Annotated in this window: 20 protein-coding genes and 2 tRNA genes; 4 read left to right on the top strand and 18 right to left on the bottom strand. The window is 40.4% G+C overall.

The genetic code is table 11. The features are described 5' to 3' along the window. The first annotated feature begins 44 nt into the window (after window positions 1–44). Both ACSX1A_RS07475 and smc read left to right on the top strand, forming a co-directional pair. Window positions 45–1,664: an ArnT family glycosyltransferase gene (locus tag ACSX1A_RS07475; protein ID WP_439882998.1), complete on the top strand. Its 1,620-nt coding sequence runs from the start codon at window positions 45–47 to the stop codon at window positions 1,662–1,664. Window positions 1,665–1,715: 51 nt separating this feature from the next. Then, complete coding sequence (smc, locus tag ACSX1A_RS07480; RefSeq protein WP_439882999.1) at window positions 1,716–5,252, top strand: chromosome segregation protein SMC; 3,537 nt, start codon at window positions 1,716–1,718, stop codon at window positions 5,250–5,252. A gap of 75 nt (window positions 5,253–5,327) precedes the next feature. Here the strand turns inward: smc and ACSX1A_RS07485 are convergent, their stop codons facing one another. The 6 genes from ACSX1A_RS07485 to ACSX1A_RS07510 all read right to left on the bottom strand — a co-directional run bounded on the left by ACSX1A_RS07485 (window position 5,328) and on the right by ACSX1A_RS07510 (window position 9,873). Further along, window positions 5,328–5,666 carry an MmcQ/YjbR family DNA-binding protein gene (locus ACSX1A_RS07485; RefSeq protein WP_439883000.1) on the bottom strand — a complete coding sequence of 113 codons (339 nt, stop codon included), beginning with the start codon at window positions 5,664–5,666 and terminating at the stop codon, window positions 5,328–5,330. A gap of 24 nt (window positions 5,667–5,690) precedes the next feature. Then, on the bottom strand, window positions 5,691–6,242 hold the full coding sequence (locus ACSX1A_RS07490) for a 1-acyl-sn-glycerol-3-phosphate acyltransferase (RefSeq protein ID WP_439883001.1): 552 nt from the start codon (window positions 6,240–6,242) through the stop codon (window positions 5,691–5,693). A gap of 81 nt (window positions 6,243–6,323) precedes the next feature. Next, window positions 6,324–6,956 carry an autotransporter outer membrane beta-barrel domain-containing protein gene (locus tag ACSX1A_RS07495; RefSeq protein WP_439883002.1) on the bottom strand — a complete coding sequence of 211 codons (633 nt, stop codon included), beginning with the start codon at window positions 6,954–6,956 and terminating at the stop codon, window positions 6,324–6,326. A 128-nt stretch (window positions 6,957–7,084) separates the two neighbouring features. Further along, window positions 7,085–7,843: a patatin-like phospholipase family protein gene (locus tag ACSX1A_RS07500; RefSeq protein ID WP_439883003.1), complete on the bottom strand. Its 759-nt coding sequence runs from the start codon at window positions 7,841–7,843 to the stop codon at window positions 7,085–7,087. A 1-nt stretch (window position 7,844) separates the two neighbouring features. Further along, window positions 7,845–8,687 (bottom strand): MBL fold metallo-hydrolase, encoded by an 843-nt coding sequence (locus ACSX1A_RS07505; protein ID WP_439883004.1) that lies wholly within the window; start codon window positions 8,685–8,687, stop codon window positions 7,845–7,847. Window positions 8,688–8,922: 235 nt separating this feature from the next. Further along, the gene (locus tag ACSX1A_RS07510) at window positions 8,923–9,873 is read right to left on the bottom strand and encodes an acetyl-CoA carboxylase carboxyltransferase subunit alpha (RefSeq protein ID WP_439883005.1); all 951 of its coding nucleotides are present in this window, start codon (window positions 9,871–9,873) and stop codon (window positions 8,923–8,925) included. 222 nt (window positions 9,874–10,095) lie between these two features. On the opposite strand from ACSX1A_RS07510, the gene ACSX1A_RS07515 reads away from it, so the two are divergent. Further along, window positions 10,096–10,169: transfer RNA gene (locus tag ACSX1A_RS07515), tRNA-Asp, on the top strand. 56 nt (window positions 10,170–10,225) lie between these two features. Further along, window positions 10,226–10,299 (top strand) — tRNA-Asp (locus tag ACSX1A_RS07520). Between the two features lie 183 nt (window positions 10,300–10,482). Here the strand turns inward: ACSX1A_RS07520 and ACSX1A_RS07525 are convergent. From ACSX1A_RS07525 to ACSX1A_RS07580, 12 genes are all read right to left on the bottom strand, one after another. Beyond that, window positions 10,483–11,226 (bottom strand): glycosyltransferase family 2 protein, encoded by a 744-nt coding sequence (locus ACSX1A_RS07525; RefSeq protein WP_439883006.1) that lies wholly within the window; start codon window positions 11,224–11,226, stop codon window positions 10,483–10,485. Continuing rightward, the gene (locus ACSX1A_RS07530; protein WP_439883007.1) at window positions 11,226–11,801 is read right to left on the bottom strand and encodes a WcaF family extracellular polysaccharide biosynthesis acetyltransferase; all 576 of its coding nucleotides are present in this window, start codon (window positions 11,799–11,801) and stop codon (window positions 11,226–11,228) included. The genes ACSX1A_RS07525 and ACSX1A_RS07530 overlap by 1 nt, the downstream gene beginning before the upstream one ends. Window positions 11,802–11,804: 3 nt before the next feature. Then, a complete protein-coding gene (locus ACSX1A_RS07535; RefSeq protein WP_439883008.1) occupies window positions 11,805–12,956 on the bottom strand; it encodes a glycosyltransferase in 1,152 nt (383 codons plus the stop codon). Beyond that, complete coding sequence (locus ACSX1A_RS07540) at window positions 12,953–13,954, bottom strand: glycosyltransferase family 4 protein (protein WP_439883009.1); 1,002 nt, start codon at window positions 13,952–13,954, stop codon at window positions 12,953–12,955. The genes ACSX1A_RS07535 and ACSX1A_RS07540 overlap by 4 nt, the downstream gene beginning before the upstream one ends. Next, entirely contained in the window at window positions 13,955–15,223 is a 1,269-nt protein-coding gene (locus tag ACSX1A_RS07545; RefSeq protein ID WP_439883010.1) for a hypothetical protein, read from the bottom strand. Window positions 15,224–15,346: 123 nt separating this feature from the next. Further along, a complete protein-coding gene (locus ACSX1A_RS07550; protein ID WP_439883011.1) occupies window positions 15,347–16,519 on the bottom strand; it encodes a glycosyltransferase family 4 protein in 1,173 nt (390 codons plus the stop codon). Between the two features lie 17 nt (window positions 16,520–16,536). Further along, entirely contained in the window at window positions 16,537–17,331 is a 795-nt protein-coding gene (locus tag ACSX1A_RS07555) for a hypothetical protein (RefSeq protein ID WP_439883012.1), read from the bottom strand. Between the two features lie 62 nt (window positions 17,332–17,393). Beyond that, on the bottom strand, window positions 17,394–18,296 hold the full coding sequence (locus tag ACSX1A_RS07560) for a hypothetical protein (RefSeq protein WP_439883013.1): 903 nt from the start codon (window positions 18,294–18,296) through the stop codon (window positions 17,394–17,396). A 64-nt stretch (window positions 18,297–18,360) separates the two neighbouring features. Further along, on the bottom strand, window positions 18,361–19,608 hold the full coding sequence (locus ACSX1A_RS07565) for a hypothetical protein (protein WP_439883014.1): 1,248 nt from the start codon (window positions 19,606–19,608) through the stop codon (window positions 18,361–18,363). 72 nt (window positions 19,609–19,680) lie between these two features. Then, a complete protein-coding gene (locus ACSX1A_RS07570; protein ID WP_439883015.1) occupies window positions 19,681–20,454 on the bottom strand; it encodes a class I SAM-dependent methyltransferase in 774 nt (257 codons plus the stop codon). Next, entirely contained in the window at window positions 20,445–21,392 is a 948-nt protein-coding gene (locus ACSX1A_RS07575; protein ID WP_439883016.1) for a hypothetical protein, read from the bottom strand. Before ACSX1A_RS07575 ends, ACSX1A_RS07570 begins: the two co-directional genes overlap by 10 nt. Window positions 21,393–21,646: 254 nt before the next feature. Next, window positions 21,647–22,648, bottom strand: a complete 1,002-nt coding sequence (locus ACSX1A_RS07580; protein WP_439883017.1) for a glycosyltransferase family 2 protein — start codon at window positions 22,646–22,648, stop codon at window positions 21,647–21,649. Between the last annotated feature and the right edge of the window lies 1 nt (window position 22,649).

Below are 22,649 nucleotides of genomic sequence, written 5' to 3' on the forward strand. Positions count from 1 at the left end.
GCAATTAAAAAATTGGAGATATTTGCAGGTACTAAAACCATCTGATGATACCGGACAAGCACAACTACAATTGGTTGCCTATCACCCTCTTGTTACTATTTATAGTTTTATACTATACTTTGTCGCATGAGGGTATATATTATGCAGATGATCTAAGTTACAGCCATTACGCATCTTTGTTGGCTGAAAACGCTTTCGACCTCAGCACATTACTTGGGCATACATTCATACATCGGCCAACGGTATATGGGCCAACAGCAATATTGTATGCATTCTTTGGCATCAACAAAATCACCTATACCTTATGGCCGTTATGGTGTACCCTTGCTACAGTTTTACTGGTAAACTACGGCATGCCACAAAAAATGAAGGAGGAGCGTTGGTATGCTATGCTGTTCCTGGGGCTTAATTTTTACTTCCTGTACTTCAGCAACATCCTGTACCCAGATAATATTGTTACATTTTTCTCCTTCAGCGCAGCCCTGATCGTATTCCATGCGAGGCAAAGCATTTCTTATCTTTACTTAAAAGGATTTGCCACAGCACTTCTCCTCTTATGGGCATTTATGGCTAAAGAAACGGCTGCATTTTACCTGCCTTTCCTGGTAATGGTAACCTGTTATGATGTCCTGAAGAAGAAAGACAAAAGGATTCAGTTTTGGTTTGCCACCTGGTTTTCAGTTATTCTGTTAGGCATTTTATACCTGACTTATTACTACATAAGCACTGGTAATGCCTTTCAACGGTTTCTTGATATAGAAGAGGCTAACTATGTATACGACAATTACCTGACTGCTCCAAGCCATTCGTATTTAAAGCGGCTTCTCTGGGAACCCATCAGTGTCATGATCTCCACAGGCACATTTATACCATTCGTATTTCTTTTTGGCAGTGGTAACGAAGAATCAGGGGCGCACCATGAAACCAGGCGCTATTGGATGATTCTTTTCTTGACAGGCCTTGCATCTTTATGGTTTGCAAGCACTTCCTATACCGGTTATAACCCTATTTCATTGGATGGGCGTATGTTTAACCTGCTCATTCCGCCGTTAGCCATCGCTGCGGCGATTGGTTTGCCGGGAAAAATTCGACAGGCCAGGTATACACTTTTGTACCTTCTGCTCTTTATTGCTGCTGCATTGTATCTGCATGATAAATCGGCTATTCCTTACATACTGCTGGCTGGCTTCTTCCTGATACAGTTTTTTTACCTTGTTTACCTGAACAAGAGTGTGCACCGCTTAGCAATAGTTGTTTTTGCTGTTTGCTTCCTTATCAGGCCTTTATACTTTATTGCGAAACCGCAGGTACTCCATTATGAGGCGCATCAAGAGGTGATTTCATTCCTGGATAAACATGCAGGTCAGAAAGAGGTACTTCTGCTTTCACCGGGCTATTTAAAAAAGGCTGCTTCATACTATTCCCATTTTATACAGCATAAGCACATCAACTTTGCTTATTATACTTCTTATGCCTCCCTTAAAAATACCCCAGCAAAGGCTGAAGTGTATTTAATTGTTAATGAGCGCATCAATACACAAACTCCATTTACAGAGCAGATAAGCACTGAAATGATAAACAAATTATACAAAAATAAGCACCAGGTATTCCGGCAAGGCCCACTTATCCTCTATAAACTTGACGCAGCTGTTATAGCTAATTGAGAAAAATACTCTTATTTTTGAAATTGGATTGAAGAGTTTCTGCGAACGCGAATGCAAGTATCAAGATTAGAAATTAAAGGGTTTAAAAGCTTTGGCGACCGTGTCGTCATTAATTTTGACAACGGGATCACCGGTATTGTCGGCCCGAACGGGTGTGGTAAGTCCAACATTGTTGATGCCATACGCTGGGTGCTGGGCGAGCAAAAGACCCGTAACCTCCGTTCCGATAAAATGGAGAACGTTATTTTTAACGGTTCCAAAACCCGAAAGCCGACACAGATGGCGGAGGTGTCCATCACATTTGATAATAACAAGGGGATTCTGCCCACGGAATACTCTCAGGTAACCGTCACCCGTAAATATTACCGCACCGGTGACAGTGAATACCTGCTCAATGGCGTTACCTGCCGCTTAAAAGACATCAACGAGCTTTTCCTGGATACTGGCATTGGCTCTGACAGTTACGCGATCATTGAGCTGAAGATGGTAGATGAGATCCTTAACGACAAGGAAAACTCACGCCGTTTACTGTTCGAAGAAGCTGCTGGAATCTCCAAGTTCAGAGTGCGTAAGAAACAGACACTAAAAAAACTTGAAGAGACAGACGCTGACCTTGAACGTGTGGAAGACGTGCTCTTTGAGATCGGTAAAAACATGAAAACGCTGGAGCGACAGGCGAAGCAGGCCATCAGGTATTTCCAGCTTAAGGATGACTATAAAAAGCACAGCCTGGAATATGCCCGTAGAAATATCTCGCAGTACCAGCACTCTTTGGAGCGCCTCCAGCTGGATGTGCAACAGGAGACAGAGCTAAAGGAGGGTTATGTTGCCGCTGTAACAGAAGCAGAGGATGCTATCGCTGACCAGAAACAAGAGCTTAACAACACACAACAGGAACTGGCAGAAAGCCAGAAAACAATGCAGGTGCAAACAGCCAAACTGCGTCAGCTGGAAAATGACATTAAACTGAAGGCAGAACGTGGCAATTACCTGCAGGAGCGTATTAACACACTGCGCCAGCAGATAAGCCAGGATACTGCCACCATGCAGCATACCCAGGAAAGTATACTGCAGCTGCGTGATGAGCTGATGGAGGTACAGGATAAGTTCTCTGAAGCTGAGGAACAGGTTACAGAGATGCGGGAGCAGCTCCAGGAGGCAAATGAGCAGAAGGCGGAAATACAGGAAGCTTTCCAGGCACTGACCCTGCAGCAGAAGACAAAGCAAAACGAAGTATACCAGTTAAGCAAATCCCTGGAGATAGGCCAGGTACAGATACAGAACATTAACCAGGAACTGGAGCGCCTGCAGCAGCAGCAATCAAATGCTGATGAAGACGGACGCATTCTGCAAGAGCAGCTACAGGAAACACAGCAGACGCTGGAGGAGAAAACATCGGAACTGGTACGCCTACAGGCAAACGAAGAAACACTTCAGCAAAATATAGAGACCACTGAGCTTAACATTGAAACGCTTAAGTCGCAGCTTGTAGAGGTAAACCGGACACTAGACTCCAGGCAGAACCAGTATAGCCTTACAAAATCCCTGGTGGAGAACATGGAAGGTTTTCCGGAAGCAATTAAGTTTCTTAGTAAAACAGAAGAATGGAAAAAGCCGGCCCCGCTCCTGTCAGACATCCTTACATGCGAAGCTGAATATAAGCCACTTATAGAAAGTTACCTGGAGCAGTACATGAACTACTTTATTGTAGATGAGCTGCAGGATGCTGTTGAGGCAGTAGCCCTCCTGAAGAGCGAGAACAAGGGCCGCGCTAACTTTATCATACTTTCAGAAATTGAAGAACTGGAGCCTACCGCTACGTTCAGCGAAGGGAACCTGAAGGCCGCCTACGAAGTGGTATCTGCTGAAAAGAAATACAGCAGCCTGATGAAGTATATGCTTCGGAATGTATATATCAGCGATGAATCTGAAGAAGAATTATACGAGAGCGACTACAAGATCATCATTCTGAAAGATGGTAGCGCTATCCGTAAACCACTAAGTCTATCCGGTGGCTCTGTAGGTGTTTTTGACGGAAATCGTTTGGGACGCAAGCAGAACCTCGAAAAGCTGGAGCAAGAAGTGAACGAATTGCAGCAGCAAGCGGACCTGTTGCAAAGCCGCGTGAACACGCAGCACCAGATATTGCTCAACCACAAAAACGAATCACAGAAAGAGGCGATTAAGCTTTTGGAAAAAGAGGTTTCAAAGCAGCAGCAAGAACTGCTTACCGTTCGGATCAAGTATGAGCAGTATCAACAGAACCTGAAAAACTTTGACCAGAAACGTGATGAGCTGCAGGAAAGACTGGTTGAGCTTCGGGAGCAAAGCCTGGAGGTATCTCCGCAGGCGGAAGCTGATATGAAAGAGCTGCAACGCCTGGAACAGGAAATAGCAGCCCTGACCGGGCAGATTGAACAACAGCAGGAACAGATTACTATCATCTCCGGCAGATACAACCAGGAGAACATTCAGTACCACCAGCTTAAGAACCGCTTTAGCAGCTTACAGCAAGAGATCAGTTATAAGCAGAAAACAGTAGAATCCAACCAGGAGCGTATCAACAACCTTAAGACGGAGTTGGCAACTTCGGAAGAAGAGACCGTTGAGACGACAGCCTTTATAGAAGAAAATGAAGCTATCGTAGAGTCAATGGCTGATGCGCGTCATGAATTTGGCCTGGCACTCGAAGAGATTGAAAAGAAATACTTTAGTCTACGGGGAGAACTCGATGAAAAGGAAAAGACTATCCGGGAGCTTCAGCGCAAACGTCAGAACAGCGATGAGCTGCTGATGCGCATGCAGCAGACGATGAACGACACCAAGATCAAGCTTGTATCGATTCAGGAGCGTCTGGCCGCAGAGTTTAATATTTCGGGTGAAGACATGGCTTTACCAGCCCCAGAAACTGATCAACTGATCCCGTTGTCTGACCAGGAATTAAACCAGCACATCAGTTCTACAAAAGCGGCACTTGATAAGATGGGCCCAGTGAATGCGATGGCTGCAGAGGCCTATACAGAGATAGAAGAACGAAATAAGTTTATCACAGAACAGCGGGATGATCTCCTGAATGCTAAAAACACCCTGATCGACACGATCAACGAAATTGACACCGTGGCGAAGGAGAAGTTCATGGATTCTTTTGAGCAGATTAAGAACAACTTTAAACTCGTGTTCAGAAGCCTGTTTACAGAAGAAGATAACTGTGACCTGGTTGTACTGGACCCAAAGAACCCACTTGATTCTAAGATCGAGATCATGGCGCAGCCAAAAGGAAAGCGACCACTAACGATCAACCAGCTGTCAGGAGGAGAAAAAACACTGACGGCAATTTCATTGCTCTTTGCGATTTACCTGTTAAAGCCGGCTCCGTTCTGTATTTTTGATGAGGTAGATGCTCCCCTGGATGATGCCAATATTGACAAATTCAATACTATCATCCGTAAGTTCTCCGACGACTCGCAATTCATAGTGGTTACACACAACAAGCGCACAATGGCTTCTACCGATGTGATGTACGGCATAACTATGATCGAAGCAGGTATCTCAAGGGTAATTCCGGTTGACTTAAGACAAATTGCTTAATTACAGTTAAGTTTTCATTGAAAAAGGGAAGGCCAGGAAATATTACTCTCCTGGCCTTCCCTTTTTCTATATCGCTTACAACATCTTGAGTAACTTCTTTGGTAATTTAGCCTTAATTAATTCGTAAGACTGTTGTAGATGCTCTTTCCACTCCTCCTCTGTAAACCGGCTCCAGCCTTGTACCTGCACCCATTTATAACGGGCTAAGTATGGCGCTGGAACAACGTCTTTACTTTCTGTCAACTCATCAAAACACGTATCCTGCACTTTGAAAGAGACGGTAAATGGTGCTTCCATAGATGTCACACAAAACATCTTATTGCCGATCATGAAACACAGATCAACTCCCCATTTTATGTCTTCTGTTACACCTGGTAAACCCAGGCAATACTCCCGAAGGATATCAATGTCCATTATCGTTCTTTATGTCAGCACGAATTAACGTACTCCCTGCTCAGGAAATTTAGCTGTTTTAGTGCGGTAAAAAGCCATGATCTTTTCCATATCTGCTTCAATATCGCCGGTAGGAATGATAGACGGACCTATTCCTGCCTCTTTTTTGGCATAATCAAGGTAACCCAAAACGATAGGAACACCAGCACCTAAGGCAACATAATAAAACCCTCTTCTCCAGCGGGGTTGGTATTTCCGGGTGCCCTCAGGCGTTACCATGACGCACATGTCACCAGGCGTTTCTTCAAAAATACGGATCATGGCATCCACCATCTTAGTATTCTTTGACCTGTCAATAGGCAGGGCACCCATTGACTTAAGCAAACCACCAAACGGGAAGCGCATAAATTCTTTTTTGATCGTGTAGCGAATTGGAGCATCCATCAGGTAAAAGGCAGCTCTTGCATACACAAAGTCCCAGTTACTTGTATGAGGCGCAGCAACCATCACACAGCGTCGCTGGTCAGGCTGTAAATTCCCGTTCAGCTTCCAGCCCGAGACCTTAAAGAATAATTTTGAAAGTAGTTTTGCTATCATGCCTGTAAAATTAAAAAAGCTATGTGAGATGTTTCACCCACATAGCCATTTAAAATCTGTATAATTTAAAAATATCGCTTTTTATAAAGCCCATTTGATAACATGTGCCTTTTTACGGATTATATAAGCCTGTATACCAACTCCCAAAATAGGCCCCATAGTGGTATAGCTTCTGTCATCTTCCGTCTTTTGGAAATAACGAAAAGACAGAACTGGTTCTATGGAGAATTTTTCATTTATAAAATAAGCGTACCCTACTCCTATCGTTCCCTGGTAAAGATCATACTTATGCCCTCCCACAGTAAAATTCTGGAGCCCGGCCTGAAGCGTCAACTCTCCGAATATACCATTATCGAGGTAATATCTCGCAAAGGGCCCCAGTAACATGTAAGTCACCCTTTCCGGCTTCTTTTTAACGTCGGTTGGTGTCACATTCACACTTTCATGACTGAGGGTCATGTCCAGTCCTGCTACAAAGTCATGCCAAATGAAATAGCCATTTTTGGCACTGATCAAGGCATTGATCTTTGTTCCTTCCAAAGTCTGTCCAGGTGCTGACAGCTCATCCGTTACCTGGTATGCTGTTGCGTTAATTGTGCCCCCCAAAAGGAAAGAACCTTGTTTCACTTTTGCTCTGATCAGGTGACTTTCATTTTCCTGAGCAAGCAATAGTGTAGGTAATAATAAAAAAATAAGGAGAAGAAGTCTGTTCATATAATAAATTTTGGGCTTAGCACAATATACGTAACTTTAACAATATATAGTATAAATTTATATATACATTTTAAAAATTGATTCTACTATATATTGTCTCTATAAATGAACTAAATAATTGCGTAATTTTATAATAATACCCTAATATGTTTCTCCATCTGGAGCGTATATCTGTAACCTATATCAAAAATTTCGTCTGCTTTCCGGAAATTGGTTAAGCGATAGTATTTCAGTTCTTGTGGCTCCAGCAGGAAATCGCACATGTGCAGGCGCAGTTTTACGTTGTTATTAATGGCCAGTAAAACCGTTCTTTCTATCATACCACGTAATGTGGTAACATGTGCCTGATGGTTTATAGGGTTTACATGTACTGCTATTTTCACATCACAATTATTCAGCAATGGGTCAACGGGTAAGTTATTCAGTAATCCTCCATCGTTCAGCAGCTTTCCCTGGTATTCTATAGGGTTATATAAAATTGGAACAGCCGAAGAAGCCAGCAAAGGTTTGATCAGTTCTCCGGAAGAAAAATAGGTCGTCACTCCCTCGTTCATTTCCGTCGCGCTTATAACCACCGGTATATTCAGTTCTTCGAACGTAACACCTGCCCCTAAATGGCGGGTGTAAAGTTTTTCGACTTCTTCCAGGTGCAGCAGACCGATCTTACCAAAAGATGGCCTAACTATTTTAAAAATACTCAGTTCCTTAATCAGCACCAGGATCTGGTCAGGTTTAAAACCTGCAGCATACAATACGCCGGCAATAGCGCCTGAGCTAACACCGGAGATCATATCAATCTTAATACCCAGCTCATCAAGCGCTTTTAAAACCCCTAAATGTGCTATACCTCTTGCTCCCCCGCCTGACAGCGCCAGCCCTACCCGCATGTTATAGTTCGCTTAATGAAAATGTCTTACCTAAGCGCACGCCTTTATCTGTATGTTCCACTGTACAGCATTGGTTAATAGGATCATGCTCAAAGAAAAGCACCATATCCTCATCCGCAGCCTTCGTAAGGAAAGCCGACTTCTCCTCCAGCGTTAGTAGTGGTCGCGTATCGTAGCCCATTACATAAGGCAGCGGAATATGTCCGGTAGATGGTAGTAAGTCGGCCATAAAAGCTACCTTTTTGCCATTATAGGGGATAACAGGTATCATCATCTTATCTGTGTGCCCATCAGCATAAAAAATATCGAACTGAGGGAAGGGAGACGGACTGTTTGCATCTACAAACTGCAGGTGTCCACTTTCCTGCATCGGAATAATATTTTCTTTCAGGAAAGAAGCTTTTTCACGTGGGTTTGGTTTTGTTGCCCACTCCCAATGATCTTTATTTGACCAGTAGGTGGCATTCGGAAAGGCCAGTTCCAACTTTCCATCGCTGCTTCTATACTTTACACCTCCCCCACAATGATCAAAGTGCAGGTGCGTAAGAAATACATCTGTAACATCTTCGTGGGTAAAACCAGCCTGGTTTAAGGATGACTTCAGGTTCGCGTTGCCATGCAGGTAATAGTGACTGAAGAACTTGGCGTCCTGCTTATCTCCAATGCCATTATCAATCAGTATAAGCCTGTCACCGTCCTCGATCAGCAAACAGCGCATGGCCCAGGTGCAAAGGTTATTCTCATCTGCCGGATTTGTCCGTTGCCAGAGGGTTTTGGGAACCACGCCAAACATAGCACCTCCATCTAGTTTAAAAAATCCGGTATCAATCACGTGTAGTTTCATAGTCACTAATGGTTTTTTAGTTCAAGGTCAATAACTATACTATCTGTTTCCCTTTGTTAAGGGAAACTTCTGAAAGAATAATGTTAATCCTCTTAGTGAATGTAGCTGTCCAGGTTAAAGCCCATCGCCGCTGCTACATCACTAAAACATATTGTTATTAAATGTACTAAAACAAAAAGTGGCAGCAAAGAAATATACTTGCTGCCACTTTACTAATTTATTAAATTTTAAGCTACTACCCCTCTAGAACAACTCCCATGTTAGAGAACTTCTCTATGCGCTGCATAATACGTTCCTCAACATCTATAGCTTCCAATTCATCCAGCAGGTTTACGATCTCCTTCTTCAGCAACCGCATCATTTTCTCAGGCTCTGTGTGAGCGCCTCCTAATGGCTCTTTAATAATACCATCTATCAGCTTATTCTGCAGCATATCTGTAGCGGTTAGCTTCAGCGCCTCAGCAGCCTGTTCCTTGTAGTTCCAGCTGCGCCATAAAATAGACGAACACGATTCCGGAGAAATTACAGAATACCATGTGTTTTCCAGCATCATCACTTTATCACCAATGGCAATGCCTAAAGCACCTCCAGAGGCTCCCTCTCCTATGATAATACAGATAACAGGCACCTTCAGCATGAACATCTCCTTCAGGTTTCGGGCAATGGCCTCACCCTGACCGCGTTCTTCGGCCTCCAGTCCGGGGAATGCACCGGGAGTGTCGATTAACGTAATGATAGGCTTGCCAAATTTCTCAGCCATCTTCATCAGGCGAAGTGCCTTCCGATAACCTTCAGGGTTCGCCATACCAAAATTACGCATCTGGCGCTGCTTTGTATTACGTCCCTTCTGTTGCCCGATAAACATTACACTGCGTCCTTCTATCTCTCCAAAACCACCGATCATGGCTTTATCATCACCTACAGTACGGTCTCCGTGCAGCTCTACAAATTTGGTGGAGATGCCATTTATGTAATCTAAAGTATAGGGTCTGTCAGGGTGACGGGAAAGCTGTACGCGCTGCCACCTCGTAAGATTAGCATATGTCTCCTTTTTAAGGTTCTTAATTTTCTCTTCAAGTGCCTTAACCGCTTCTGAAACGTCAACCTGGCTTTCACTTGCCAGTTTTTTCATTTCCTGCAGTTTGTTTTCTAAGGCAGCAATCGGCTGTTCGAAATCTAATAGCATATTCTTTCGCTGTTTACAGCTACAAATTTAACAGTTTAGGCAATTCCTAATAGCGAAACATGAAATTTATAAATGGCAATAAAAATAATCAGGTTGTAAATGAGTCTATTACGATAAACTTAATGAAATATAGGTCTAAAAAGATGCTTAACACTTGCACAATCAAAATTTACGCCATACATTTGCATCACTTTAACGGACAAAGTTAAGGAAAAGACAAACGGTCTGGTAGTTCAGCTGGTTAGAATGCCGCCCTGTCACGGCGGAGGTCGCGGGTTCGAATCCCGTCCAGACCGCAGCTAAAAGCTGCGGAAACGCAAAAGAGCAAAAGGCTCTGATTTAGTAAATTATTGGTCCGGTAGTTCAGTTGGTTAGAATGCCGCCCTGTCACGGCGGAGGTCGCGGGTTCGAGTCCCGTCCGGACCGCAAAAAAGCCCCTTAGTAGTTTACTGAGGGGCTTTTTTATTTATATCGTAAATTGTAATACCTACCCTCCTCTTGTAGATCTCCTCTCTATATTTGCAAGTGATAAAAACCCGCAAGAGCACGAAGGCTTATAGGTATAAAAGAATTGAAGTATAATTAATGAATTATGGCAGAGTCAAACTGCTAAAAAAACTGTCCCAATTTGCGCAATGGCTTCAGAAACCGGGTATAAAAGCGGGGTTGAAGTTCATTTAATAACCATGCCTGGTGATCTTCTCTGTTAGCCTGGATGCGGTTTTTAAGTGAGAGATTACTCTTTCCTCCCACACGCATTTTTACAAGCTTTATAGGTAGATAAGCCGTAGTCACCTGGTGTTTATATAAAAACCGAAGCATCAGCTCATAGTCTGCTGCACTTTTGAGATGTGTATTATAAAGCCCATGTCTCTCAAAACACTCCCTTCTAACATAAAATGTCGGGTGAGGAGGCATCCAACCTCTTATAAACCTCTCGCGGTTATAAACTCCCGAGATCCATTTACGAACTGTTTTACTGGTATTACCCTTCTGAACATAGAGCAGGTCAGCATAGACACTTTCCGTTTTCTGCTCCAGAAATGTTTTGGCTATCTGCTCCACAGCATCACCAGAGAAGAATATATCATCGGCATGTAAAAGACCTATCACGTCTCCTGTTGCCAGGCCTATTCCTTTATTGATCGCATCATACAAGCCCCCATCTCTTTCCGATACAAACTTCGAAATTTGTGCACCATAACTTTTCACCACCGCAACGGTGCCATCTGTAGAAAGGCCATCAACCACAATATATTCTATATCAGGGTAAGTTTGAGCCAACACCGAGTCAATCGCGTCTGCAATTGTATCGCACCTGTTGTAAACGATGGTGATGATGGATATTTTCACTAGGCCTCTAAATTACGATGCCGCTTCGGAATTGCCGGGTTGCCCTGGTATATGGTGTAAGGTTGCAAGCTCTTAGTAGCCACAGAGCCGGCCGCTAACACACTATGAGAACCACAAACGACACCTGGACAAACAATTGCCTTAGCCCCGACCCAAGCCCCTTGCTCAAGTATAATTTCTTTTACTACCAGTTCAAAACTGGTACTAGTATAATCATGGCTACCAGTTAGCAGCATAGCCCCTTGGGATACTGTTACATTATTTTCAATTGTGACTGCAACCAGGCTATCGATCCATACCTTCTCTCCTATCCAAACGAAATCACCTACCCGTAACAACCAGGGATATTTAATATTAACGGCAGGTTTTACAACGACACCTTTGCCTACTTTAGCACCAAATAAACGAAGCAGCAAAACTTTTAAAGCAGAGGAAGGGTTCAGAGGATTTTGAAAGAAAAAAACATTCACAAAATACCAGGCCAAGCGCTTGAAGGGGCCAGCACCTGTGTTATACCAGCTGTTATTATAGTTGGCTAAATTTACTTTATGGGTTGTTTGCTGCTCTGCTATCAAAATCTACAGGTTAAATAAAGCACGACTGGCTTCGATATTTTCAGGGTTGTTTCTGTATGAAATGGCATACTTAAAAGCCCTATCCGATAAGCAATTATACTCCTCCTGGCTTAAATTTACAAGAGCCTGCAATGTATCTGCAAAACGCTTTTTCTCTTCTAAAGGATGATCGAACCCGATACCTAATGCTTTAAGTCCTTTCCAGGGCGTCTGATCACTAATTAATACAGGACATCCGGCCGTCAGACTTTCAAGAATTACATGCCCGAAGTTCTCACCCCTGCTTGGCATAAAAAGCATGTGGTGGTTTTCCAGCGTTTCTGGCACCAACCGCGACTCAATACTTCCAATATAGCGGACCACAACACTTTCTGGCATCTTTCTGATCAAGTCTTCACATTCTTTCCAGTAATCCATGTCATATAATGGTCCAAATATATCAAAGTAAATAGTACCTGAACCTTTGTAGGCCCCCAGCACTTCCAGCGCATACTTTGTATTCTTTTCAGGTGCAATTCTGGCTATACTTACAAGTTTAAGAACCCCCTTATTTTTAGGCCTTCTAGCATTAATAGAAGCAAACTGTTTGCCCGGAAGATTCGGAGCAACCATAACATTCGCCTCAATACCAATTACCTCTAAAATGTCCGACTTTTCAAGCTCATTCGTAGCCTGAAATTTTATTCCTTTATATAAGTTTATGATTTTGGCACACGTAAAAAAAGCTGTTTTCTTTATCCCCTTTACCTGGATGGCACTACTGGCCAGCATGCCCCTTGCAGCAACAGTTACATTACTCAATTTTAACTGCTTTGCGATCAACAGCGGTAGAATAGAAAAATAAAATGAGTATATGCCGTTTATATAAATACCATCTGGACTGATGGTATTTATCACCATTTTTAGACGTTGATACGATAATTTACTTTTCGAGAAATAGTACACCTGTGCACCGTTGACCTCATTCCATTCATCAGAAACAACAGACGTATAAGCTTCCTCTGAGCAGTAATCCGTATTCCTGGTGATGATATAGAAATCAGCCTGACCTTTCAGGTGCTCTACCAGGTTGGCACACGACTGTATAGGCCCTCCGGCTTTGTACCCGGGCAAGTACCAATCAATAAAAATTAGTATGGAGGGCTTTCCGTTCACGCGTTTTCTGCTCTCACTCTTTGGTAAAGCGCTTCATACTGTGCTGCAACAACGTCAGCTCTGAAACGCTGTGAATTCTTATAACCTGCTGCTACCAGATCATTTCTGAACTTATCCTCTTGAACAAGCTTTATAATACCCAATCTTATTTCTCCAGGATCAGAAGGATCAACCAATAGCGCCCCCTCTCCTGCCACTTCAGGCATAGCAGTACAGTTACTGGTAATAACGGGCCTTCCGAGGGCATTGGCTTCCAGAATTGGTAATCCAAAACCTTCATACACAGACACAAAAGTAACTATATCTGCCTCATAGTAAAGCTCAACCACTTTATCATAACTTAAAGAGGAATAATTCCGGTAAGTTATTCTGCTTTCCTTTAAAAGTGCCTGTTGTGCATCAGACAAGGATCCAATAATAATAAGCTTGCACGGTATATCCTTCAGTGCCCTAACCAGGTTCTCCAGGTTTTTATTCTGCTTTGTACCTACCTGTAATAAAACCGGGCATTTTTTATCAATAGAGTCTTTGGGTTTATAATCTGCCGAAGTGAAAGACACACAATTAGGAATGACAACCACTTTATCAGCAGGCACACTGCAGGTAGCCAGGATCTGTCGCTTGCTGTGTTCAGATACCACTGTAACATACTTTACTCTTTTCACCGGCGCTTTTAACCACAGGAATTGGAGCAGTGCATTTTTATACTTGTTTCTGCTTTGCAAAGACTCCACATCATGAAGGGTCAGGATGGTATTGGTTTTAGGAAGCGCCAGTGCCAGGTAATTCACATCTCCCGTTATATGATTGATTTGATCCTGCCTGCGGAAGGCATAAAGACAATTCCGGAGCAGCTGAAATGGCTGCGCAGCCGATTTATAAGGCAGGTAAACGCTGGAAGCACTTACACCTTTCAGATTACTGATGATGGTATTAAACAGTACTTCTATGCTGAAGAAATTCGCAGTCGGCTTTCGAAAGAAGAAGGCAACTTTCATCTAAAGCTCTATTTTAAGTATCTTCCTGAAGGCAAAAAAGACAATAAACATCGTAATAGAAGCTTTAACCAGGTAGTTAAGTGTGGTTGTAAGGTCTGTTTCAGCTTTAACAACCTGCAGGAACAGGAATGGTATCCAGAATATTAACGTAGGGTTTTCCTGGCTCTTAATAAATAATTGCCTCAGGATCAGGCTATACACTATTCCGATCAGGAACATAAATAAAATGCCGCCGTCCCTCCCATAATTCCCATAGCCTTCTCCTATCAGGCTAATGTTCATACTTGTGCCATCCTGTAATACAATACCGGTAAAGCGCTCCATCATTACCCTCCCGCCTGCTGTAGCTTTACTCTCAGCAATAAACCGGGGCAGTAGTGCAGCATTAAAGGCTCCAGATATGGTCACTCCTTCAGCGTGGGGTTTAAAAAAAGGAACGTACTGCATCACCTTAGCAATGATCCACCCCTGGTTCAGTCTTGTAATAGCCAATTCATTTGCCTTTGCATCAAAAATATCAGCCGGGTTAAGTATACGGTCTGCCATCATTCCTGAAAATAACAATGTCTTCTCATAAGAACCAAGAGAAGGGTTGGTCCAGGCTATACTTCTGTACTGATACTTTACAGACTGAAGCACTATCAAGAACAGCAAGCCTATGGCTACCGTTGTTAGTTTCCGAGTAAGTGTAACTTTGTTCTTGATGCAGTAAATGAATAAAAAGAACATCACCCACAGCACCAGGTCGTGAAACATCGCTGCAGATAAAGCCTGAAGTATAAGGGTAGCGAATACAAGGTATAATACCCTGTTATCCTTTCTTTCGCTCAGATAAAGATAAAAGCATCCTACAAACTTCAGTTGAGAAAGCAGGTATAAGAAGAAAAACAGGAATGGCGGAGCGAATGAAGTAATAAGCCCCGAAAAAAAACCGATCCCGATCAGGTAATAGGCAGACTTTAATTTAGAATCAACACTATCACTGATCTCACTCACAACTATTTTAGGGATACTTTTGACTCCAGTCAAGGGCAGCAACAGTCCGAAATGAAATAAGATAACACCAGGAAAAGTATAGCTAAAATAAACCTCTTCTGGCACATTCATACCATAAAAAGGATGGTTAATACCTGTATAGTAGCTCAGCACGGGTCCAATGATCCACTGAAGGCAGGCCAAGAAAACTATGATCAGGTTTACAGGTATGCCTTCACCAAAACCGAGAAGTAAACTGTTGAAAATATAAACAGAGAATAGAACTCCAGCCAAGGCTAGAACAGACAGTGAAGTAAAAATAGATAGCAGCACAGCTATTAAAAGTAACGACGCAAGCTGATAAACTATTCTCTTCGAATCCGGATCTGTAAAATGCATACTTTATTAATTACCTTACTACACTTTTGCCGGCTGCGGCAGTAACTCATTTCTGATCACCTGGCAAACATGCTCATAAGACCAGCCCGAGATGATAGCACTTGATGCTTTGCCCATCAAATTCAATTCTCCTTTTGATTTCAAAGCGCAAATGTTCAAAACCTTTGACAAACTTTCTTCAGAACGAGCTTCAAAAGTATATCCGTTAAATCCCTCCTGCACCAGATCTATGGCACACCCTACTTTATTACTTACAATAACAGGTAAGCCACTTGCCATTGCTTCATTTACACATAAGCCCCATGTTTCTCCCGGTCCTGACGATGGTAAAACCAGGATATCAGCAGAACGGTAAACAGCAGGCATCCTCTTTTGATTCTGAAATGGAAGAAAATAAATGTTGGCACAACCTGCTGCTTCACTTTTAAGACTTTCTTCCAAAGCTCCATTCCCAACAAACAATAAGCTGATACGGTCCTGCTCTATACTTTTGAAGACTTTCAGCAGCAACAAAGGATTCTTCTTTTTTTCAAACTTGCCCGTAAATAAAAATACTCTATTTTCTTCCGGAATCCCAAGTTCTTCTCTTATCAGATTACCTTCCTTTTTATATTTTTTTTCATCCGCAAATCTTTCGTTATCTATAGCGTGCGGTGCGAATACAAGATCTTGTTCTTTTATCCCATGCTTCAGGAAGTATTGCTTATTATGAGACCCTACATAAATAGCCTTATCAATATAACTGTAAATAAAAGTAAGGAAGATTCTCCTTAATAAGGTTTTCATACCCCCTTGCTCATCTAAAAGAGTTGAATCGCCTCTAAAAAGAACAATAGCCTTATTTTTATAATATTTCATCACTCTCAGATGGCTGTCAAAACTCCAGCCATAAATTAATAAGTGAGAAGGCTTAAAACGTTCAATTGCAGCTATAAGTGTGGGATTAACAATGCCTTTAAAATGTGAGGTATCCGGTTCTTTAGCAGTGTTCTGAACAAACTTATACTCGTATCCGTCCAGCAATGGTATATCCCATTTGATCTTTTTACCAAACCCTCTGTCAATAATTTCTGAAGCATCTTGTCCCAAAGTGTAGAAAACGCTAAGTATAACTCCTTCCTCCTGAGCCAGTAACTTAAAGAAAGGGACATTGTACTGAATTGGGTGAGAAGTGATAACAGCTAACCTCATATCATATTGAAGTAAAGCTAATATAGAGAAAATTCATCTCTTAAGGCCTTAGTTAACCTTTTGCCTCGTAAAATGTATTTAAAGATAGTTTTAAAACTATCCGGCTTTAAGAACCTGAATGCATCCGAAGTATTATTTTTGTGAATTAGCCATATTGTTCCATAATAAGGAAACGTGTCTAACTTTATACTATAATAGTCAATCATTCTTTGCTCTAAGTACCCATGCGCTTCAAAAAAGTTAAATTCCCATAATTTATTTTGATTAAAATCCGGGATATGAACTAAATCCTGTCTAATTATATGAGTACTACCATTGTAATTTTGAATAGCTTTACTTTTCAAAACATACAATGATTCTTCAACAAACATATATCCTTTTCTAACAACCCACCCATAACTCTTTGTTTGGCTTGTACTAATAAACTCTGCAATTCGATTGGATATAAGATCATCGCTATCAATAGCCATGATATAACTGCAACCTTTCTCCTTTGCTATTTTACATCCATAAGTAATTTTTTTCCCCTTGTCAAACATATATTCTGTATATTTTTCACTATACCACTTGCTAGCATATGAGTCATAGTCTTCAACATTACTTGCGTATACATATGCGAAAGGAAAATAAACAAATTCAATATTCTGATGAGTATAATCTATACTAGGCTTATCATTATACACTACATAAACTTTAAACTGAAGATTTGTCTGATTACAAATTGACCTAAGAGTTCTATCTAATAACCGATTATCATTATCCCAGTTTTTGGAATTAAACCTTGGTTTAATGGGTACTATAAATGCTAACATTAGAGTATTATTAGAAAAGACAATTATTAATCATTTTGTATAACGATAAGCAACTGCAGAACTTAAGTATGTAAATGTTCACTCACTGGCAATTCCCTACTTTTTTTATAAAAGACAACAATCGAATCATAAAATCTAATCTCATCAACAAGTGGGGTAATTTTAGGAACCCTAATGGAGTTCATCCGAGTTTTAGCGCCTAAACGATAGTAGTATTCACTATCACCGATTGTATAATGGAAGTGCATCAAATCTACTAAATGCTTAGAAAAATCGATAAAAGAAAAATGTCTGTCACGGTGTGAGAGCCAGTAATTTGTATGAATATCTTCAGCAAAATAAATTCCTTCGCTCTTTAGCCCTTTAAGATATAAGTAATTAAAACTCTCTATCATATGAGAAACAATATGGCTGCCATCGTCAATTATTAAATCGAAATCACCAAACTCATCTATAATGGAGGATAGAAAACTTTCATCTTCTTGACTACCAATCCTTACATGGAGATTTGCCTCAGGCATGGCATATTCTTTACAACTTTCATTTATATCTATACCAACTATAATTGAATCTTTATGAAAATATTCTCTCCAAAGCTTTAGTGAGGCTCCTTTATAAACACCTATTTCTAATATTTTTATTGGTTTAAATTTTAATTCAGAAAACACTTTTTCATAGATTGGAAAATAATGATGCCACTTATGTGCACCTGAAATTGTAGACCATTTAATATATAGTTCCCCACTTGGACTTGCTAAATCTGTAGCCATTTTCCACTCTACAGAGGTTCTTAACTCCTCCCCGAGAACTTTATTCACTTTAGGCTCAAACATAAATTCTGAAGAAGCATTAGAAGAGAACTTAAATTTAAGCTTTCTAATGTGTTGAACTAATGAAGCAGAAAAGTATTGTTTAAGAAAAAGGCTTACTGTTCTCTTTGCTTTTGCAGATATTGTATTTAACACAGTAGAATTAATTAAATTTATAAAGTAAAATATAATTATGTTATTGGTAAAAAGACCTGTTTTATTAAACTAAGATACTATTAACTTTTCCTAATAACACCTTGGCAGACTCTTTAGCTGAGTAATTACTAATCTTGCTAAAACTTGGATTCCAGTTGCAATTGTTAGATAAAAGTTTTTTTAATTTAGCTCCGATATTTTCCTCCAACTGCTGAAGTGTTTCACTATGTAGATATTTAGTGAGTAAACCTGTAGCATTACATTCTTCCAAAATACTAACTACCGTACTCTCTGCATGAAAAATGGCTAGAACAGGCTTCTTACTTAGTATTGCCTGAAAAATTTTAGAGGCAGTATAATGTTTTTCCGTACTACCTACAACCAATATTGCGAAAGCAGTATTTAGAAAGTTTAGAATATGGAGATAAGGAAAACGCCCTCGACTTTCATATACAATGTCCTCTAAACCATAACTCTTTGCTTTATCCGCAATAGTTACTCCATGATAATAGCCAGTCCCAAGAAAATAGAATTTCTTATTATCGTCCCAAATGCATTGATCTCTAAGACTCTTAACCGCACCAAACAAAGCATCGATAAAGAGATGTGAATTAGGTAGAAAGGCTCCAGCATAAACTATTGGTTCTGTTTTTTTATCACCTGCCCAAGGTAAAGTTATATCGTTAATTTTGATTTTGTGATCGTTTGGATCAAAACCATAAGGCATACCAATGTTTGCAATTAATCTAATTTTAGGATTACGTTGCAACACAGGTTCATAATATGAAGTAGAAACTCCAGATATAAGTGCGGCATGCTTTAAAGCAATAGGCTCAAGTACACGAGCCACATACTGACTTAGTACAGACCTGAAGTTTCTGCGTGTACTTATATCCCTCACCCATGGATCTATATAATCAATGCCATAGGGCGTACCAGTTTTCTGAAATAACAGTCTACCTAGTAGTGCAGTATAAAAAGAAGGAATAGGAATCCAAATAAAATCTATTTTACGTTCTTTTAAAATCTTTAATGCACGCCGGAACAGGAATGGGAAGGCGCGTAAACCTATGTCACCTATAACCCTGGGTTTAGTTACTTTATAAGCTTTAGTATAGATAACCTCAACTTTGTCAGAAACAGTCTTTGCTATATCCGGATCAGGCTCTTCCTCATAAAATTCAGGGGAAGCAGTAAGCACTAATGGGTGCCAACCCAATTCAGGTAGAAAATTAGCTATTAGTCTTGGGCGATGAACACCTGCTAAATTAGATGGCACCCAATGAGGATAAATAATTAATATTGTTTTCATCTAAAGAGCAGCAGCCTGAAAGAAAGGAGTAAGTTAATTAAAATGAAAAAATAGCGAATTAACAGGATACCATTAGAATTTGACATACCAATTCCATGGACGCTTATCTTCTTCAGTTTTTCTCATTGCTACCATGGAATAACCTGTTATATAATTTCCCGCTACCTTACCTGAGAAAATTTCTTCCCTTATTTTAGATGGTAATATCTTTGCGACTTTATTTAATGAATTAATTACATATTTATTAAAACTATCCCTTCTTGCTGTGTTTGATAGTTTAACCCCTTCTACAAAATCAAAGCATGGATACCTTAAAAAGTAGTTAACAGCTTTCTCGACACCTGGCATACTAACATCATCAATTACCATAATTCCCCCTACCTTAAGCAGCTTGTTCATGTAAAATATATCGAGTAAAGTATGATCAAAAGTATGCCAGCCATCAATAAAGGCAAAGTCAAATTTGGCTCCCTGTATTAGAAGTTTTGGCAAAGCAATCTCGGAAACTTCCTCAATCAATGAGAAGTTTCCAACACCTGCATTTCGCAATTGTGTTATCCCTATACTCTTCCAGTCAGTAGACTGAAACGGATCGATGATAGTATGATGACCATTTTCTGAGGGTAAAGCACTACAAATAAACAGAGAAGATATACCATTAGCACAGCCTACCTCAATCGTTCTTACAAAACCATTTTCCCTTACCAGCTTTTCAATGAAGATGCCTTCAGCAAAATCAATATTTGAATCTAGAATATGTTCTTTCCCCAATTCGTCATGAATCTTATTTGTCTTAAGAATAGCAGTAGCTAGTTCTTTAGCTTTGTTTGTAGCTTTTACTTCCATGCTTCAACTAATTTTTGACTTTCTTTTACCCATGATAACAATAATGCTTTCTGGTACCTGTCAGCAGCTCCTGATCGTATAGCAACCCTATTTCTGAATAGATTAGCTAAAGCTGATACTAAATGAGATGTGCTTTGTCCTACCACTTCACCACTCCAAGGATACTGCTTCACAAACCCGGTTTGCCCTTTGGTGTTAGTAGCCAGTATATAAAGCCCTGCCTGTGCGTAAGCATAAATCTTATTCGACACAGCTATATCCTTGTTAAGATCTACACTGCTCATTTCTAGTGCTAGCCCCACATCAAATTTAGAAATAAATCTATGTAGGTCAACCTGTTTCATCGCCTTGTACATAAAAATAAAGTCTTTATATTTCTCTATTTCAGTTTTAAAATGCTCCTTTAATGTACCTATCAAATGTAATTCAAACTGGCCATTAAAAGCTTTAAGGGCTTCTATTAGCTCCTCAAGCCCCCTGTTTGAGGTAATATATTGAGAAAACCAGACAAGCCTTAATTTACCAGGCTGTACTAAAGCTAACGGAGATGCAAATTCACTTTCAGGAAAGCAATTAGGAATAAGAAAATGGTGATCTACTTGATTTGGATACAGATCAGCTAAAATATGTTCACCAATTAAGTTGGAGGCGTAACTTATATACTTAGCTAATGGAAGAAACTTTCTTAGTAAAAAGCGTCGCCTGAACACTTCATTTCTACTACCATCTCTAACTATTTCTCCAGGATGATAATCTTCAACATCAAAGGCAAAAGGTATTTTCTGCCGCTTCGCAAATATGTAAGCAGGGTATAATGCAGCCAGATTATGAGCAATAACAATGTCATAGTTACCCTTTAGCTTATTAAGTTCTGCTGCCAATAATAAACTACGCTTAGAATGCCCGTAGGCATTGATGATAGCTACATCTTTAAACAAAGGATATATGATCCTACAGAGCTTCTCTATCAATGAACTAAACAGCCATTTGTATAGAGGTTTTATACCAGATGAAATTGTTCTAAATGAAACATCTTTAAACGTATCTTTAATATGCTGATCTAGTAAATCGGACCAGTTATGAAATCGAAATGAAATAACTTCACATGTATGCTCATGACAAGCAAGGCTTAACTCCTTTACAAGCCTAGGGTTGGTAGAAAGACTATTGGAGGTAAGAAATAGAATCCGTTTCAAGTTTGTCTCTCTCTTAAGTAGTACTTTATAAAACGTGCGGCTTTCCAACCTAAATTAATCTTTACCCATTCTATAAATATTCCTCCAAGTTTAGGTGGGGTTATGGGTACATTTAGCTGCTTATATCTTTTAAGAGCTAAGCTTGATAGTAGCTTATGTTTCGGAAAAGTATAAACCGCAAAAGTCAGGTACTGCGTAGCAATAGCTATCGAAAGTTGTGCAGAATCTGTGTACCTAAGCAGGTGATTGTGCTTTAGATCAATGGAAAGCAGAGAGTTTTGCAGGTACTTCCTGTTGGTATTGCTACTCAGGCTAACTTTATTTATTGTTCTTCTGTAATAATTAAAAACACCCGGCACATAAACCACTCCTTTGCTAGCTAAAATTAACCGCGCAAAGAATTCTCCGTCATCATCCGGGCACCTGAACCTGCGCCACCCCCCTACTTCTTCAACTAAAGTGCGGGGAAGAAGCCAGGAATTAGTCTGAATAAAATGAGGTTGCCCATTGCCCCCATATAAGTTAATAAGAAATTCAGCAGGGTTATCAGAGGAAAAAATAAATTCTGATTGATCACTTCTAACAGACTTAGCAGATAGCTCTTCCTCAGAAAAGAACTCAATATAATTACAAACAGCTACTTTTCCGGGATTTTGCTCAAGTACTAAAATTTGCTTTTCGATCTTTTCTTTTGAAAGAAAGTCATCGACATCTAAGAACTGAATATATTTACCTGTAGCATGCTCTAAACCAGTATTACGAGCTACCGCTGCTCCAGCATTCTTCTGCCTGATTATTTTGCATCTTTCCGATTCAAAAGTTTTGGCTATAGCATAACTCTGATCTGTTGAAGAATCATCAACAATAATCATCTCAATATTCGGATACGTTTGCAATAGAACTGACTTAATGGAAGCCGCCAATACATTCTGACTATTATAAACAGGAATTATAACAGATACTTTGGGATAAAGAAATGATTCTGAAGCCGTAGACATT

This window comes from Pontibacter sp. MBLB2868, assembly GCF_051904785.1.
Classification (GTDB): Bacteria; Bacteroidota; Bacteroidia; order Cytophagales; family Hymenobacteraceae; genus Pontibacter.